The sequence below is a fragment of the Dorea sp. genome (assembly GCF_977044405.1).
Genome location: NZ_CDRRQK010000011.1, coordinates 31,697 through 46,871 on the forward strand (window position 1 = coordinate 31,697; position 15,175 = coordinate 46,871).

General features: G+C 42.3%; 14 protein-coding genes. 3 read left to right on the forward strand and 11 right to left on the reverse strand.

The window, feature by feature from the left end; translation table 11 throughout:
* Positions 1 to 2: 2 nt before the first annotated feature.
* Positions 3 to 137 carry a hypothetical protein gene (locus ACWJAF_RS06755; protein WP_448862992.1) on the reverse strand — a complete coding sequence of 45 codons (135 nt, stop codon included), beginning with the start codon at positions 135 to 137 and terminating at the stop codon, positions 3 to 5.
* Positions 138 to 276: 139 nt separating this feature from the next.
* Between ACWJAF_RS06755 and ACWJAF_RS06760 the strand changes: the two genes are divergently transcribed.
* On the forward strand, positions 277 to 414 hold the full coding sequence (locus ACWJAF_RS06760) for a hypothetical protein (RefSeq protein ID WP_448863021.1): 138 nt from the start codon (positions 277 to 279) through the stop codon (positions 412 to 414).
* A 4-nt stretch (positions 415 to 418) separates the two neighbouring features.
* Here the strand turns inward: ACWJAF_RS06760 and yihA are convergent, their stop codons facing one another.
* The 6 genes from yihA to ACWJAF_RS06790 all read right to left on the reverse strand — a co-directional run bounded on the left by yihA (position 419) and on the right by ACWJAF_RS06790 (position 7,535).
* Positions 419 to 1,012, reverse strand: coding sequence for a ribosome biogenesis GTP-binding protein YihA/YsxC (gene yihA, locus ACWJAF_RS06765; protein ID WP_448862993.1), 594 nt, complete (start codon positions 1,010 to 1,012; stop codon positions 419 to 421).
* A gap of 45 nt (positions 1,013 to 1,057) precedes the next feature.
* The gene (gene lon, locus ACWJAF_RS06770) at positions 1,058 to 3,388 is read right to left on the reverse strand and encodes an endopeptidase La (RefSeq protein ID WP_448862994.1); all 2,331 of its coding nucleotides are present in this window, start codon (positions 3,386 to 3,388) and stop codon (positions 1,058 to 1,060) included.
* A 215-nt stretch (positions 3,389 to 3,603) separates the two neighbouring features.
* Entirely contained in the window at positions 3,604 to 4,863 is a 1,260-nt protein-coding gene (clpX, locus tag ACWJAF_RS06775) for an ATP-dependent Clp protease ATP-binding subunit ClpX (RefSeq protein ID WP_296033653.1), read from the reverse strand.
* 26 nt (positions 4,864 to 4,889) lie between these two features.
* Positions 4,890 to 5,471 (reverse strand): ATP-dependent Clp endopeptidase proteolytic subunit ClpP, encoded by a 582-nt coding sequence (gene clpP / locus ACWJAF_RS06780; RefSeq protein ID WP_296033651.1) that lies wholly within the window; start codon positions 5,469 to 5,471, stop codon positions 4,890 to 4,892.
* A gap of 38 nt (positions 5,472 to 5,509) precedes the next feature.
* Entirely contained in the window at positions 5,510 to 6,796 is a 1,287-nt protein-coding gene (tig, locus tag ACWJAF_RS06785; RefSeq protein ID WP_296033650.1) for a trigger factor, read from the reverse strand.
* Positions 6,797 to 6,989: 193 nt separating this feature from the next.
* Positions 6,990 to 7,535 carry a DJ-1 family glyoxalase III gene (locus ACWJAF_RS06790; protein WP_296033649.1) on the reverse strand — a complete coding sequence of 182 codons (546 nt, stop codon included), beginning with the start codon at positions 7,533 to 7,535 and terminating at the stop codon, positions 6,990 to 6,992.
* Positions 7,536 to 7,817: 282 nt separating this feature from the next.
* Here ACWJAF_RS06790 and ACWJAF_RS06795 point away from each other — a divergent pair, with 282 nt between their 5' ends.
* Both ACWJAF_RS06795 and ACWJAF_RS06800 read left to right on the forward strand, forming a co-directional pair.
* Complete coding sequence (locus ACWJAF_RS06795; RefSeq protein WP_296033647.1) at positions 7,818 to 8,264, forward strand: CYTH domain-containing protein; 447 nt, start codon at positions 7,818 to 7,820, stop codon at positions 8,262 to 8,264.
* 196 nt (positions 8,265 to 8,460) lie between these two features.
* A complete protein-coding gene (locus tag ACWJAF_RS06800) occupies positions 8,461 to 8,940 on the forward strand; it encodes a helix-turn-helix domain-containing protein (protein WP_296033646.1) in 480 nt (159 codons plus the stop codon).
* A gap of 8 nt (positions 8,941 to 8,948) precedes the next feature.
* Here the strand turns inward: ACWJAF_RS06800 and ACWJAF_RS06805 are convergent, their stop codons facing one another.
* The 4 genes from ACWJAF_RS06805 to secA all read right to left on the reverse strand — a co-directional run bounded on the left by ACWJAF_RS06805 (position 8,949) and on the right by secA (position 15,147).
* A complete protein-coding gene (locus ACWJAF_RS06805) occupies positions 8,949 to 10,157 on the reverse strand; it encodes an aspartate kinase (protein WP_448862995.1) in 1,209 nt (402 codons plus the stop codon).
* A gap of 26 nt (positions 10,158 to 10,183) precedes the next feature.
* Positions 10,184 to 11,407: a homoserine dehydrogenase gene (locus tag ACWJAF_RS06810; RefSeq protein ID WP_448862996.1), complete on the reverse strand. Its 1,224-nt coding sequence runs from the start codon at positions 11,405 to 11,407 to the stop codon at positions 10,184 to 10,186.
* Between the two features lie 18 nt (positions 11,408 to 11,425).
* Positions 11,426 to 12,533, reverse strand: a protein-coding gene (prfB, locus tag ACWJAF_RS06815; protein ID WP_296033642.1) for a peptide chain release factor 2 whose coding sequence is annotated in 2 segments (ribosomal slippage) — positions 11,426 to 12,457 and positions 12,459 to 12,533 — 1,107 coding nt in all. Because the reading frame shifts where the segments join, the coding sequence is not laid out codon by codon here.
* Positions 12,534 to 12,582: 49 nt separating this feature from the next.
* Entirely contained in the window at positions 12,583 to 15,147 is a 2,565-nt protein-coding gene (gene secA, locus ACWJAF_RS06820) for a preprotein translocase subunit SecA (RefSeq protein WP_296033641.1), read from the reverse strand.
* Between the last annotated feature and the right edge of the window lie 28 nt (positions 15,148 to 15,175).

A 15,175-nucleotide genomic window follows, 5' to 3' on the forward strand; every position in this document is an offset into this window, starting at 1 on the left:
TTTTATTTTTCGTTTCTCTTCTTTACAAAACAAGCAATCACAATCGATGCAACGGCTACAATTCGCTTCAGTAATTTCTGATTGATCTTCGTTCCATTCTTACTTCCCCAGAATACACCTATTCCATGTGCAATCAATAATATCGGAAGCAGAATATATATTTCTTTTCCCTTTGCTGCCTGAAGATACCCCGCAGATGAAAGATTCCAAGCATTGCAATTACGGAAACCATGACAAGCCTCTCATTCAGACATCGAAAAGACCGGCGAGATCATCATCTCAAAAACCCGGCAGGAATTATACGAAGAATGTGGAATCACAGTTAAAACTATCAACCGTACGATTAAAAAATTAAAAGAAGATAGTGTCATCTCCATGAACTTTCTCATGGACCGGGCGGCCACAATGAAATAGTACATTAAACACCAATTAAATATTCCGACTCCACCAACTCCCATATTTCATCCCGTCCCTGCTTCGTAACAGACGAAAACGGAATGACTTTCGTTCCAGGCAGCACGCCCAGACCTTCTTTTACGATCTTTATCTGTTTGTCCTTCTGGCTTCTTTTGATCTTATCAAGCTTTGTGGCGATAATCACCGGATTGAATCCCTGTGACACAATCCACTCATACATCATCTTATCATTTCCTGATGGTTTATGACGGATGTCGATCAAAAGGAATACTACCTTCAACTGCTTTGAGCCATGAAGGTACCGCTCGATCAGCTGTCCCCATTTGATCTTCTCCTGTTCGGATACTTTCGCATATCCATATCCCGGGAGATCCACCAGATATAATTCCTCATTGATGTTATAAAAATTGATTGTCTGTGTCTTTCCCGGTGTGGCCGATATTCTTGCATATGATTTGCGGTTCATGAGCGCATTGATCAGTGATGATTTTCCTACATTGGATTTTCCCGCAAATGCAATCTCCGGCAATGTATTTTCCGGAAGTTTGCTGGTAATTCCACATACGGTTTCCAGATTAATATTTCTGATTATCATATTGTCTCCTTTTATTCATCTCCTGACCTCTGCCAGAAGATCTGACTATACCAGTGCTTCTTTCAGCACTTCATCCATGTGTGTTACAAATTTGATTTCCAGACCTTTGGTTATCTCGGTAGAGATTTCTTCTACGTCTCTTTCATTCTTAACCGGGACAAGCACCGTCTTAATTCCCGCATTTTTTGCAGCAAGCAGCTTTTCTTTCAGACCACCGATTGGAAGTACTCTTCCGCGAAGTGTAATCTCACCTGTCATTGCCAGATCTGCACGGACTTTTCTTCCTGTTATTGCCGACATGATCGCTGTTGCCATCGTAATACCGGCTGATGGACCGTCCTTTGGAACTGCACCTTCCGGAATATGGATATGTATGTCGTGTTTTTTAAAGAAATCTTCCGCAATCTCATGCTCTTTGCTTACCGAACGGATATAACTGATTCCGGTTCTTGCAGATTCCTTCATTACATCTCCAAGCTGTCCTGTCAGAAGGATTTCTCCTTCTCCCGGCATTACATTTACTTCAATCTGAAGTGTATCACCGCCGACACTTGTCCATGCAAGTCCACGTACAATACCTACTTCATCCTCTTCGTTTGCCATCTGATAGCTGTACAGTTCTTTTCCAAGATAATGTTCCAGATTGCGTTCTGTCACATGTACAGATTTTTTCTTCTTTTCGAGAATTTCCATTGCAGCCTTTCTGCAGATGTCACCGATTTTTCTCTCCAGCTGTCTGACTCCGGCTTCCTTCGTATAGTTTCTTGCCATTTTCCAGATTGCATTCTTACTGATTGTAAGCTGTTCCTGCTTTAATCCATGCTTTTCAATCTGTTTTGGCACCAGATGCTCCTGTGCGATATGCAGTTTTTCATTTTCTGTATAACTCGTAACTTCAATCACTTCCATACGGTCCAGAAGTGGTCTTGGAATCGTCTGCAGACTGTTGGCTGTCGTGATAAACAACACTTCCGAAAGATCCATCGGAACTTCCAGATAATGATCTACAAATTTATTATTCTGCTCGCCGTCTAATACTTCCAGAAGGGCAGAAAATGTATCTCCTTTGTAATCATTGCTGACTTTATCAATCTCATCCAGAAGCATCAGCGGATTCTTTACGCCGGCCTGTTTCATTCCCTTTGCAATTCTTCCAGGCATTGCCCCTACATAGGTCTTTCTATGACCACGGATTTCTGCCTCATCACGGACTCCGCCAAGTGAAATTCTGACATACGGCTTCTTCAATGCCCTGGAAAGTGATTTTGCAATCGATGTCTTACCGGTTCCCGGAGGTCCCACCAGACAGATGATCGGCGCTTCCCCTTTCCTGGTCAGGGCACGTACTGCCAGATATTCCAATACTCTTTCTTTTACCTTTTCAAGACCATAATGATCTTCATCCAGTACTTTTCTGGCAAATGCAATATCTTTATGCTCTTTACAAGTCTTATCCCACGGCATTTCCAGCATCGTCTCGATATATGTGCGTATTACGCCAACCTCAGCCGGAGAATTCATAGAATTGCGGAATCTCTTGATCTCTTTGTTCAGTTTTTCTTTTACTTCTTTTGTAGCTTTCAATGCATCGGAAGCCGCCTGAAATTCATCCGCATCAGACAGGGTATTGTCATCCCCCAGTTCTTCGCGGATCAGCTTCATCTCTTCACGCAGGATATATTCCCGCTGGTTTTTATCTACACGTTCCCTGACTTTGCTTTGAATCTCTTCTTTTACCTTCTGGGCCTGAATCTCATTTACAATCTTGTAAACCAGCAGTTCATACCGCTTCATAAGATTTGTCTCTTCCAGTAATTCCTGCGCATCTTCAAATGAAAATGGCATATTCGCAGCAATGACATCTACAAGCTTCTTCAGATCATGGATCATATCTACCTGCATTCCAAGTTCTTTCGAAAGCTTTGGATTCTTTAACAGATATTCTTTGAATACATCCTGCAATCCTCTCAGCATTGCTTCCAGATTCATCGGGTTTTCTTCTGTTCTTTCTTCTTCCACTTCTTCATCATCCGGCAATTCTACTACCGTTGCCTGAAGATATGGAACTTCTGTATCCAGCCTTACAAGACTTGCTCTTGCCTCACCGGACACCAGCACGCGGCTCATTTGCTTTGGTAATTTTACAACCTGCCGTATGGTAACCACGCAGCCCACCAGATAGACATCCTCAGCACCAGGCTCTTCTATTTCCAGATCCTTCTGTGCACTGACGAATAACTTCTGGCCATTTTTTACTGCTTCCTCAATGGCTAACAGTGACTTTTCCCTGCTTACGTCAAAATGTCTGACTTCTTCTGGCAGTATCGTAAGTCCACGCAGTGCCACCATTGGCAAAGTATACGTTTCTCCTATCATATATTTACACTCCTGTTCATCAGCTTACTGTATCTAAAGAACCCGCCACCTACAGAATCTGCCACCTACAGAATCTGCCACTGGCAGCTCCTTACAGATGTTTTTGACAACTGGCAGTTCCTTGTGGCTGCTTTCACAACTGGCAGCTTCCTTCGAACGCTTGCGATAAAATCAGCGGGTACAATATTTCTTCGCACCCGCCGTCCTTAATTTCTTTATGCACTTTCCGAAGCAGCCTCTTCATGTTCACATATCGGCTCTCCGGTTCCTTTTACAACATCCTCTGTGATGCGGCACGATTTCAATGTCTCATCGGATGGTGCTTTATACATGATATCCATCATGATACTTTCCATAATTGCACGCAGACCTCTGGCTCCTGTTTTTCTCTTCAGGGAAGTCTCTGCAATTGCTTCCAGTGCTTTATCATCAAATGTAAGCTGAACGCCGTCCAGCTCCAGCATCTTCTGATACTGTTTGGTCAATGCATTCTTCGGTTCTGTAAGAATCTTCACCAGTGCATCTTTATCCAGCATCTCTAATGCTACCGTTACCGGCACACGTCCTACAAGTTCCGGAATCAGACCAAATTTTACAAGATCCTGTGGTAAAATCTGCTGAAGCAGTCTGTCTACATCGTCTTCATGCTTCTGTGCGATCTCCGCATTGAATCCGATTGATTTCTGATCAATACGTTTTTCAACGATCTTTTCAATCCCTTCAAACGCACCACCACAGATAAATAAAATATTTGTGGTATCGATCTGTATCATCTCCTGGTGTGGATGCTTTCTTCCTCCCTGCGGAGGTACATTTGCAACCGTTCCCTCAACAATCTTAAGAAGCGCCTGCTGTACACCCTCACCGGATACATCTCTTGTGATTGAAGGATTCTCAGACTTACGTGTAATCTTGTCAATCTCATCGATATAGATGATTCCGTACTCTGCACGTTCGATATCTCCATCTGCAGCCTGGATAATCTTCAGAAGAATGTTCTCAACATCCTCTCCGACATATCCGGCCTCTGTCAATGCTGTCGCATCAGCAATTGCAAATGGCACTCCCAGAATTTTTGCAAGAGTCTGCGCAAGAAGTGTCTTACCACATCCTGTAGGTCCAAGCATAAGAATATTACTCTTTCCAAGCTCTACTCCCATGTCTTTTCCGGACATAACTCTCTTATAATGATTGTATACGGCTACCGACAATACTTTTTTAGCCTCATCCTGACCGATTACATATTCATCCAGGAATTTTTTGATCTCTTCCGGCTTTAAAAGATTGATATCCGAGAACGGATTCCATTCTCTTCCGTTCTCGTATTCAAATTCTTCTTCTATAATCTCTGCGCAGACATCTACACACTCATCACAGATATATGCACCATTCGGTCCTGCGATCAGTTTTCGAACCTGATTCTGCGTCTTGTTACAGAACGAGCATCTTACCTGATCATCGTTCTTTCCTACCATACTCTTCACCTCGTCTAAGGACGACCTTAGCGGCTCTTGATGACTTCGTCAATCAGACCATATGCTTTTGCTTCTTCTGCAGTCATGAAATTATCTCTTTCTGTATCTGCATTGATCACCTCTAATGGCTGTCCTGTATTTTCTGCCAGAATCTGATTCAGTTTCTGACGGGTCTTTAAGATATGATCTGCTGCGATCTGAATCTCTGTTGCCTGTCCCTGAGCTCCACCAAGTGGCTGATGGATCATAATCTCAGAGTTTGGAAGTGCAAGTCTCTTGCCCTTTGTTCCACCTGTAAGAAGGAATGAGCCCATACTTGCAGCCATGCCGATACAGATAGTTTCAATATCGCATTTGATATACTGCATGGTATCATAAATTGCCATTCCGGCTGTTACAGAGCCTCCTGGGCTGTTGATGTACAGATGGATATCCTTTTCCGGATCTTCCGCTTCCAGAAACAGAAGCTGTGCAACGATCACGCTTGCCGATGCATCTGTAACTTCTTCCCCAAGAAATATAATTCTGTCTTTCAATAATCTTGAATAGATGTCGTAAGAACGTTCTCCACGGCTTGTCTGTTCAATGACATAAGGTACTAAACTCATGTATATGCCTCCTGACTATACTATGTTATCTGACGTTCTTATTTCTCTACTGCATTCTCTACAAGGAATGTAACAGCTTCCTGAACTGCCAGATCTTCCTTCATCTGTTTTTTCTCGTTCTCGCCCATGAATTCTTTGAGTTTTTCAACTTCCATGTTGTAAGATTCTGCCATCTTAGCGAGTTCTTCATCTAATTTTTCATCAGAGATTTCGATATTCTCAGCTTTTGCAATTGCCTCGAGAACAAGACGTGTCTCAATTCTCTTAATTGCCTGTGGTTTCATATCTTCCATCATCTTCTCAGCTGTAAGTCCAGTAAACTGGAAGTACTGCTCAAGAGTGATTCCCTGAGACTGGATTCTCTGTGCGAAATCTTCAACCATCTGAGTTGTCTGTGTCTCGATCATTGGCTGTGGAATCTCATATTCTGCATTCTTAACAGCCTGCTCTACAGCCTGGTCTTCCTGTTTTCTCTTACCTTCTGTAGCTTTGTTCTCTTTAATCTTAGCTTTTACGTCAGCTTTGTATTCATCTAATGTATCGAATTCAGATACTTCTGCTGCAAATTCATCATCGATCTCTGGAAGTTCTTTTGCTTTGATCTCATGAACTGTGCATTTGAATACCGCTTCTTTTCCTTTTAATTCTTCTGCATGGTAATCTTCTGGGAAAGTAACTTTTACTTCTACTTCTTTCTCAGCTTCAGCACCAACTAACTGCTCTTCGAATCCTGGAATGAATGATCCAGAACCAATTGTCAGTGGATAGTTTTCTCCTTTTCCACCTTCGAATGCTTCTCCATCTACAAATCCTTCGAAGTCAAGAATTACTTCATCACCATCTGCTACCGGACGGTCTGTAACTACAACTTCTCTTGCGTTCTTCTCAGCTTCTTCCTGGATCTTAGCTTCTACTTCTTTCTGTGTTACACGTGTAGACACTTTGTCTACTTCCAGTCCCTTGTACTCGCCAAGTTTTACTTCTGGTTTTGTTGCAACATCAGCTGTGAAGATGAAAGATTTTCCTTTTTCGATCTGTACGATATTGATTTCTGGTCTTGAAACGATATCAAGTTCGCACTCATCATAAGCTTCAGAATAAGCCTTTGGAATCAGTGCATTTGCAGCATCATCGTAGAAGATCTCTGGTCCATACATTTTTTCGATCATCTGTCTCGGAACTTTTCCTTTACGGAATCCCGGCATAGAGATCTTATTCTTCTGCTTCATATATGCACTCTGAAGCGCTTTTTCTAAATCATCGGCTGGAACTTCAATAGTAAGTTTCGCCATGTTTTTTTCTAATTTTTCTACCTGTAAACTCATTTACTATTTCCTCCTGTTTCTAACCCGCCTCATGGGTAGCGGAAAAAAAGCGGGTATACTACAATACATTCACCACAGAAGTATAACACAAACTTCTGTAAATATCTAGTCCCCGTTTTTATCTAAATACGGTATTTTTCCGCTTTTTTCCTATATAAATGTCGTGATAACTTATAAATTCCGTAATAACCACTTAATATACGATCGACTCTTCTATTTCTTTTGCTTTTTCTGCACCTTCAAGTACTTCTATCAACTTTAATGCAAAGTCGATTGCTGTTCCGGCTCCCTGGCTTGTAATGATATTGCCATCGATTACAACTGCCGTACGGATAAGCGTTGCACCCTCGATCTGATCCATCACGCCCGGATAACATGTCACATGCTTTCCATCCAGGATACCAAGATTACTAAGAACCGTCGGTGCGGCACAGATGGCTCCTACAAACCTTCCCTCATCCGCATACTTTCTCACTACATGTCTGACCCCTGCATGATCATTCAGATTCAATGTTCCCGGCATACCTCCCGGAAGCACAACCATATCAAATTCCGAAAAATCCACTTCATCAAACAAAGCCTCCGTCTGCACATTGATTCCATGTGCTCCGTGAACCATATAATCATCTGTAATGGAAATGGTATCTACATATATCTTCGCACGTCTCAACAAATCAATCACTGCCAGACCTTCAATCTCCTCAAATCCATCTGCTAAAAACACACATACTTTTTTCATAACTTTCACCTTCCTTCTAATACACTGTTCCTACTGTATCATATGGAATTTTCCATTCAAAAAATTCCTGTCTGCGAAACTGTAATCCACAGACGCTATTGCATAGATATTTTCATAGATATTTTAAATATATCACCGTTTACTTTTTCTGTAAACCGTTGTATCATAAATGTTACTATTAACCTGAAGCGTATCTAAAAAGCGCTTTCTGCAAGATATCAGAAAGTAATTCATGTATCCTGAATACTTTTCTGACAAAAAACGAAAAAGGAGAATTCTGGCATGGAAATAGAACGCAAATATCTAATCAAAACATTACCGGACAACTTAGATTCCTTTCACTGCCGTATCCTGGAACAGGGATATCTGAACACAAATCCGGTCGTACGTATCCGTCGCGACAACGACAAATATGAACTCACTTACAAATCCTCCGGTCTTATGGCACGACAGGAATATAATCTTCCTCTCGACCAGGAGTCTTATGAACACATGCTCACCAAGATTGACGGACGTCTGATCCAGAAGAAACGTTATATGATCCCTCTTGACCCGGAACTGACCGCAGAGCTTGATATTTTTGAAGGATCTCTTGCCCCGCTTATGCTGGTGGAAGTGGAATTTCCTACAGAAGAAGCTGCAAATACTTTTACCGCACCAGAGTGGTTCGGAGAAGATGTAACATTTTCCGGCAAATATCACAACAGCTATCTCAGTCAGATGAAGTAATACAGAAAGCTTGCCACTTGCCCGTGCCTCCGCATGGAACCGCCAGTGAACAGTAACACTTATCTTTCATGCTTAGATATCAAAAAGCAACACTTTGTTGCTTTTTATTATTATGTTACTTATCGACGCATATCATATCTATTTCACGGGCATATTGCTATACTAATCAAATACATGACACATGCGGAGGTTAGATATGGCAAATTTACAGCTGGCCAGAAATTTACGCTTTCTCAGGAAGAAAAATCATCTCAATCAGGAAGATCTCGCAAATATGCTGAGTATCTCCAGACAGGCATATTGTAATTATGAAAACAGCAGCCGGACACCAGATATTGAAAATCTGGTTATTCTGGCTGCTCATTTTCATATTTCCCTTGACCAGCTGATTCTCCATGATCTGGAAGACGAAGCTCTCCTGGATTCCTCTTCTTTCTCTTCTGCTATCCACGAAACACCCACTCCATATCTTCATGCCCAGACCGGCACTTTAACAGAATCTTCTATAAGTACGGATACTTTCCTTGCTTCTCATGCTAAAGGAATCGAAAAAAATACCGGCAACTATATCTATCTTTCTTCCGAAGAATTAGATACGGTTCTTACACTCCGTTCTACTTCTCCGGAGACAAGACAGATCGTCACCGGTTTTCTTAATAACAGTTCCCGCCGTTAATTCACTTCTTAAGCTCCTAACGCAAATCCATCATGAACCGCATTCATTGCTTTTTCAATATCTTCTTCCGGTACCAGAACTGTGATACGGATCTCAGATGTTGAAATCATATTGATATTGACTCTGGAATTATATAAAGATTCGAACATCTTTGCAGCAACACCAGGGTTACTCATCATTCCAGCTCCAACGATCGACAGTTTTGCAACCTTTTCGTTCCATGTAATCTCTTTGATCGTCAGTCTTTCTTTATTTTCATTCAATACTTCCAGTGCATGCTCCAGATCATCAGAAGCAACCGTAAAGGAAATATCCTTTGTTCCGTCTCTTCCTACTGACTGAAGAATAATATCTACATTAATATTATTTGCTGCCAGTGTATTGAATACAGCAAAAGCTGTTCCCGGTGTATCCTCTACTCCAAGTACAGAGATTCTGACTGTATCTTTATCTGCAGCCACACCTGTAACCAGTAATTTTTCCATGTTTGACCCCTCCTTGACTACGGTACCTTCTGAACGGTTCAAGCTTGACCGCACAACTAATTCTACATTATATTTTTTTGCCATCTCTACAGAACGGTTGTGAAGAACTTTTGCCCCAAGACTTGCCAGTTCCAGCATCTCATCATAAGTAACTGCATCCAGCTTCTTTGCAGTCTTTACAACTCTTGGATCTGCTGTATACACACCGTCTACATCTGTATAAATCTCGCATTTATCAGCATGAAGTACTGCTGCCAGCGCAACTGCTGTTGTATCTGATCCCCCACGTCCCAGTGTCGTAATATCATCATACTTATTCACGCCCTGGAATCCTGTTACGATTACGATCTTTCTGGAATCCAGTTCATGCATGATTCTCTCTGTATCAACTCTTTTGAATCTTGCATTACCATAGCGTGATGTAGAGTGCATCATAACCTGGAATGCGTTCAAAGACACGGCCGGCACATCCAGTGCCTGCATTGCCATGGCCATCAGTGATACCGATACCTGCTCACCTGTTGTAAGCAGCATATCCAGTTCTCTTTTCTTAGCCTGTGGATTGATCGTATTTGCAAGTGCGATCAGATCATCTGTTGTATCTCCCATAGCCGAAAGTACTACGACTACATCATGTCCGGCTTTATAGTCTTCAATACAGCGTTTTGCTACATTGAAGATTCTTTCTTTATTGGCTACCGAGCTTCCGCCAAATTTTTTTACTATTAACATGTTTCCTCCTGTGACAGACCAGTTTATTAATCCTGAATACGAATCATATGTACAATCTGCTCTTTGTAAAGTTTTGATCTGGTCTCATAATCCCCTTCCATCATGACAGGGGTTACAAATCCAAATTCACCTTCCAGTTCTGGAACTTTTACAACCTCAATCTCTCCAAATGAATCTTTCAGCTGTGGAACCAGTTCCTGTTCGTCTCCCTTAATTCTGACAAAGAATCTTCTCTTGGAATCTGCCTTGTCTTCCAGCTTGAGTTTTTCTTCTTTCCACATCGTCATGATATTGCAGTTCAGATGTTTTGCTTCATCCACAACATCTGCTACTACAGCACTGGCCGTCGGAAGTTTTCCGGCACCGCTTCCATAGAACATCGCATCCCCAAGCACATTACCATGTACAAAAATTGCATTGAAGACATCATTTACATTATAAAGCGGATGTTCCGGATATAACATACATGGTGCAACAATCGCATGCAGTCTGTTACCTGCATAACGTCTGCTGGATGCCAGAAGTTTGATCGTTGTTCCGAGCGCTTTTGCATATTTCATATCTTCTACTGTGATCTCTGTAATTCCTTCACAATAGATATCTTCAAAATCCACCTGCTGGCCAGAAATCAGAGAAGAAAGGATTGCAATCTTACGGCACGCATCATAACCTTCTACGTCAGCTTCCGGATTACGTTCTGCATATCCATTCGCCTGCGCTTCTTTTAATACAGTATCGTAATCTGCCCCTTCATAGAACATTTTAGAAAGCATATAGTTCGTTGTACCGTTCAGGATTCCTGTGATTTCTTCAATCTCATCAGCTGTCAGTGAAGAATTCAGTGGACGGATGATCGGGATACCGCCGCCTACACTTGCTTCAAATAAGAAGTTGATATTGTGCTCCGCTGCGATAGACAGAAGCTCTGCACCGTGTTTTGCCACAAGTGCCTTGTTCGAAGTAGCTACGCTTTTTCCTGCCTGCAGACATCTTTTTACAAATGTATAGGCCGGCTCAATTCCGCCCATTACTTCTACCACAATCTGTACATCATCATCAGAAACAATCGTCTCAAAATCATGCACGATCTTTTCCTGTACCGGATCTCCAGGAAAATCCTTCATATCCAGTACATATTTGACATTCAGCTCGTCACCGATCCGCTGATTGATACGGGCTCCATTGGTATTAATAACCTCTACAACCCCGGAACCAACGGTTCCGTAACCCATTACTGCTATATTGATCATATATTCCCTCCTTTTCGTCTAGCCGTTTGCTATCTTTTTCAGATATGCATTGATGAATCCATCGATATCTCCATCCATCACGGCATTCACATTACTGTTTTCCTCATTCGTACGGTGATCTTTCACCAGTGTATATGGCTGCATAACATAGGATCTGATCTGATTTCCAAATCCGATGTCCTTAACTTCACCTCGGATATCAGACACTTTATCTGCCTGTTCCTGTTCTTTCATAAGCTGCAGTTTTGCTTTTAACATCTGCATCGCTTTTTCTTTATTGTGATGCTGCGACCGTTCATTCTGGCACTGTACCACAATTCCGGTCGGCAGATGCGTAATACGGATCGCCGATGATGTCTTATTGACATGCTGTCCACCGGCACCACTTGCACGGTATGTGTCGATCTTCAGATCATCGTCTGCGATCTCTATATCGATATCATCTTTCAGATCCGGCAGTACATCACAGGAAGCAAACGATGTCTGACGCTTTCCTGCTGAATTAAACGGTGAAATACGTACCAGTCTGTGTACACCTTTTTCAGACTTCAGGTATCCATAAGCATTTTCACCATTTACTTCAAATGTAACTGCTTTGATTCCGGCAATATCCCCGTCCAGAAAATCCAGCACCTGTAAGGTAAATCCCTTTTTTTCTGCCCAGCGGCTGTACATACGGTACAGCATACCTGCCCAGTCACAGGATTCAGTTCCTCCAGCTCCCGCATGAATCGTCATGATCGCATTGCAGGAATCATACTCTCCGGATAAAAGAGTCTGGATCTTGAGTTTTTCAAACACTTCTTCAAATGCATGAATTTCCTCTTCCAGCTCTTTTACCATCCCCGGATCTTCATCTTCATATCCCATCTCGATCAGAAGATTGATATCTTCATAAGAATGATAGAGACCATGTATCGTATCTACCTGTTCTTTCAGATTTTTCAGTTCTTTCATCAGTTCCTGTGATTCTTCCGGATTGTCCCAGAATCCAGGTTCTTCTATTTTACGTTCCAGTTCTTCGATTCTTCGTTCTTTGCCTGCAACGTCAAAGTGAATCCCTCATTTCGGCAAGAGGTTCTTCGTAAGCGTTCATTATCGTTTTGAACTGATCTAACTCAACCACATTTCCACCTCTTTCTTCTTATTTTAATGTCTTATTTGCCGGCACAGCCCTACTTACGTCCGCAGCACTGTTTGTATTTTTTACCGCTTCCGCACGGGCACGGATCATTCGGATATACTTTCTTTTCTGCACGTTTCTTTGGTTCACGTACTCCGGTATCATCTTTATTGGTTCCGGTTACTTTTGCAACCTGCTCTCTTTCTACCTTCTGTTCCAGTTTGACATGCAGGATGGTACGTACAGTATCTTCTTCGATAGCTCTTGTCATCTCATCAAACATCTCATAACCGATCATCTTGTATTCTACTTTCGGATCTCTCTGACCATAAGCCTGCAGACCGATTCCCTGACGCAGCTGGTCCATATCATCGATATGATCCATCCATTTTGCATCAATAACTTTCAGAAGAACGACACGTTCGATCTCACGCATATGCTCTGGTTCCGGGAACTCTGATTCTTTTGCTTCGTAAACCTTTGCCGCACGCTCTTTGAGCATGTGTTTTAATTCTTTCTGGCTGATATTCTTGATATCTTCTTCTGTGATCACTTCCATCGGAATTGTGTTGCGGATTGTCAGATTTAACTCTGTCAGATTCCATTCATCATAATCCTGTTCCGGATTGATCACCATATCTACTACATTTTCCACATAGTTATTCATCATATGGAAAATGGAATCACGCATGTTGTCTCCATCCAGTACATGGCGTCTTTCTTCGTAAATGATCTCTCTTTGTTCGTTCATAACCTGGTCATATTCTAACAGGTTCTTACGGATTCCAAAGTTATTGCTTTCGATCTTCTCCTGTGCTTTTTCAATTGCGCTGGAAAGCATCTTATGCTCAATCTGTTCCCCGTCTTCTACACCAAGGGCACTGAATACGCTCATCAGACGTTCTGAACCAAAGAGTCTCATCAGATCATCTTCCAGCGAAATGTAGAATCTGGATTCTCCCGGGTCTCCCTGACGTCCGGAACGTCCACGCAGCTGGTTATCGATACGTCTGGATTCATGGCGTTCTGTACCGATGATCTTAAGTCCACCGGCTGCTTTTGCCTCGTCATCCAGCTTGATATCCGTACCACGGCCGGCCATGTTTGTAGCGATCGTAACGGCATCATGCACACCTGCCTGGGCTACAATCTCAGCCTCTAATTCGTGGAATTTAGCATTCAATACATTATGTTTGATTCCACGGCGCTTTAACATACCGCTTAACAGCTCTGAATTATCAATTGTAATTGTACCAACCAGTACCGGCTGATGCTTTGCATGTGCTTCTTCGATTGCATCACATACGGCTCTGAATTTTTCTTTCTGTGTTTTGTATACTGCGTCTTCCAGGTCTTTACGGATAACCGGAACATTGGTAGGAATTTCGATAACGTCCATACCGTAAATCTCACGGAACTCTTTTTCTTCTGTCAGGGCAGTACCTGTCATACCGGATTTCTTTGTATATTTATTAAATAAGTTCTGGAATGTAATCGTTGCAAGAGTCTTGCTTTCTCTCTTAACTTTTACATGTTCTTTTGCTTCGATTGCCTGATGCAGACCATCGGAGTAACGGCGTCCCGGCATGATACGTCCGGTAAATTCATCAACGATCAGTACTTCATCATCTTTTACTACATAATCTTTGTCACGGAACATCAGGTTATGTGCACGCAGTGCCAGGATAATGTTATGCTGGATCTCCAGGTTCTCTGAATCCGCCAGGTTCTCGATATGGAAGAATTTTTCAACTTTTTTAACACCGTCTTCTGTAAGGTTGATATTCTTTTCCTTCTCATTAACGATGAAATCTCCGGTCTCTTCAATGTCTTCACCCATGATGGCATTCATCTTGGTAAATTCGCCACTGGCTTCACCACGCTCTAACTGGCGCGCCAGGATATCGCATGCTTCATAAAGCTTTGTAGACTTATCACTCTGTCCGGAAATGATCAGAGGAGTTCTCGCCTCATCGATCAGTACAGAGTCAACCTCATCGATCAGCGCATAGTTCAGACCACGCTGTACCAGCTGTTCTTTATAAATAACCATGTTATCTCTCAGATAATCAAATCCCAGTTCGTTATTGGTTACATAAGTGATATCACAGTCATATGCTGCACGTCTTTCATCATTATCCATGCTGTTCAGTACAACGCCGACAGTCAGTCCCAGGAATTCATGTACCTGCCCCATCCACTCAGCATCACGCTTTGCCAGATAATCATTGACTGTTACAACATGTACCCCTTTTCCATCCAGTGCATTCAGATAGGACGGAAGTGTCGCTACCAGGGTCTTACCTTCACCAGTCTTCATCTCAGCGATACGTCCCTGATGCAGGATAATACCACCGATGATCTGTACGCGGTAATGTTTCATTCCCAGTACACGGCTTGCAGCTTCTCTTACTACCGCATATGCTTCTGGGAGAATATCATCTAAAGTCTCGCCTTTTTCCAGACGTTCCTTGAATTCTTTTGTCTTTCCTTTGAGTTCCTCATCAGACAGCTTCTGCATCTCCTCATCCATTGCAAGAACTGCATCGGCGATCGGGTAAACTCGTTTCAACTCATTTTGGCTATGAGTTCCAAATATTTTCTGTATAATATTCATTCGCTATGTGCTCCTTATTACTGATTAT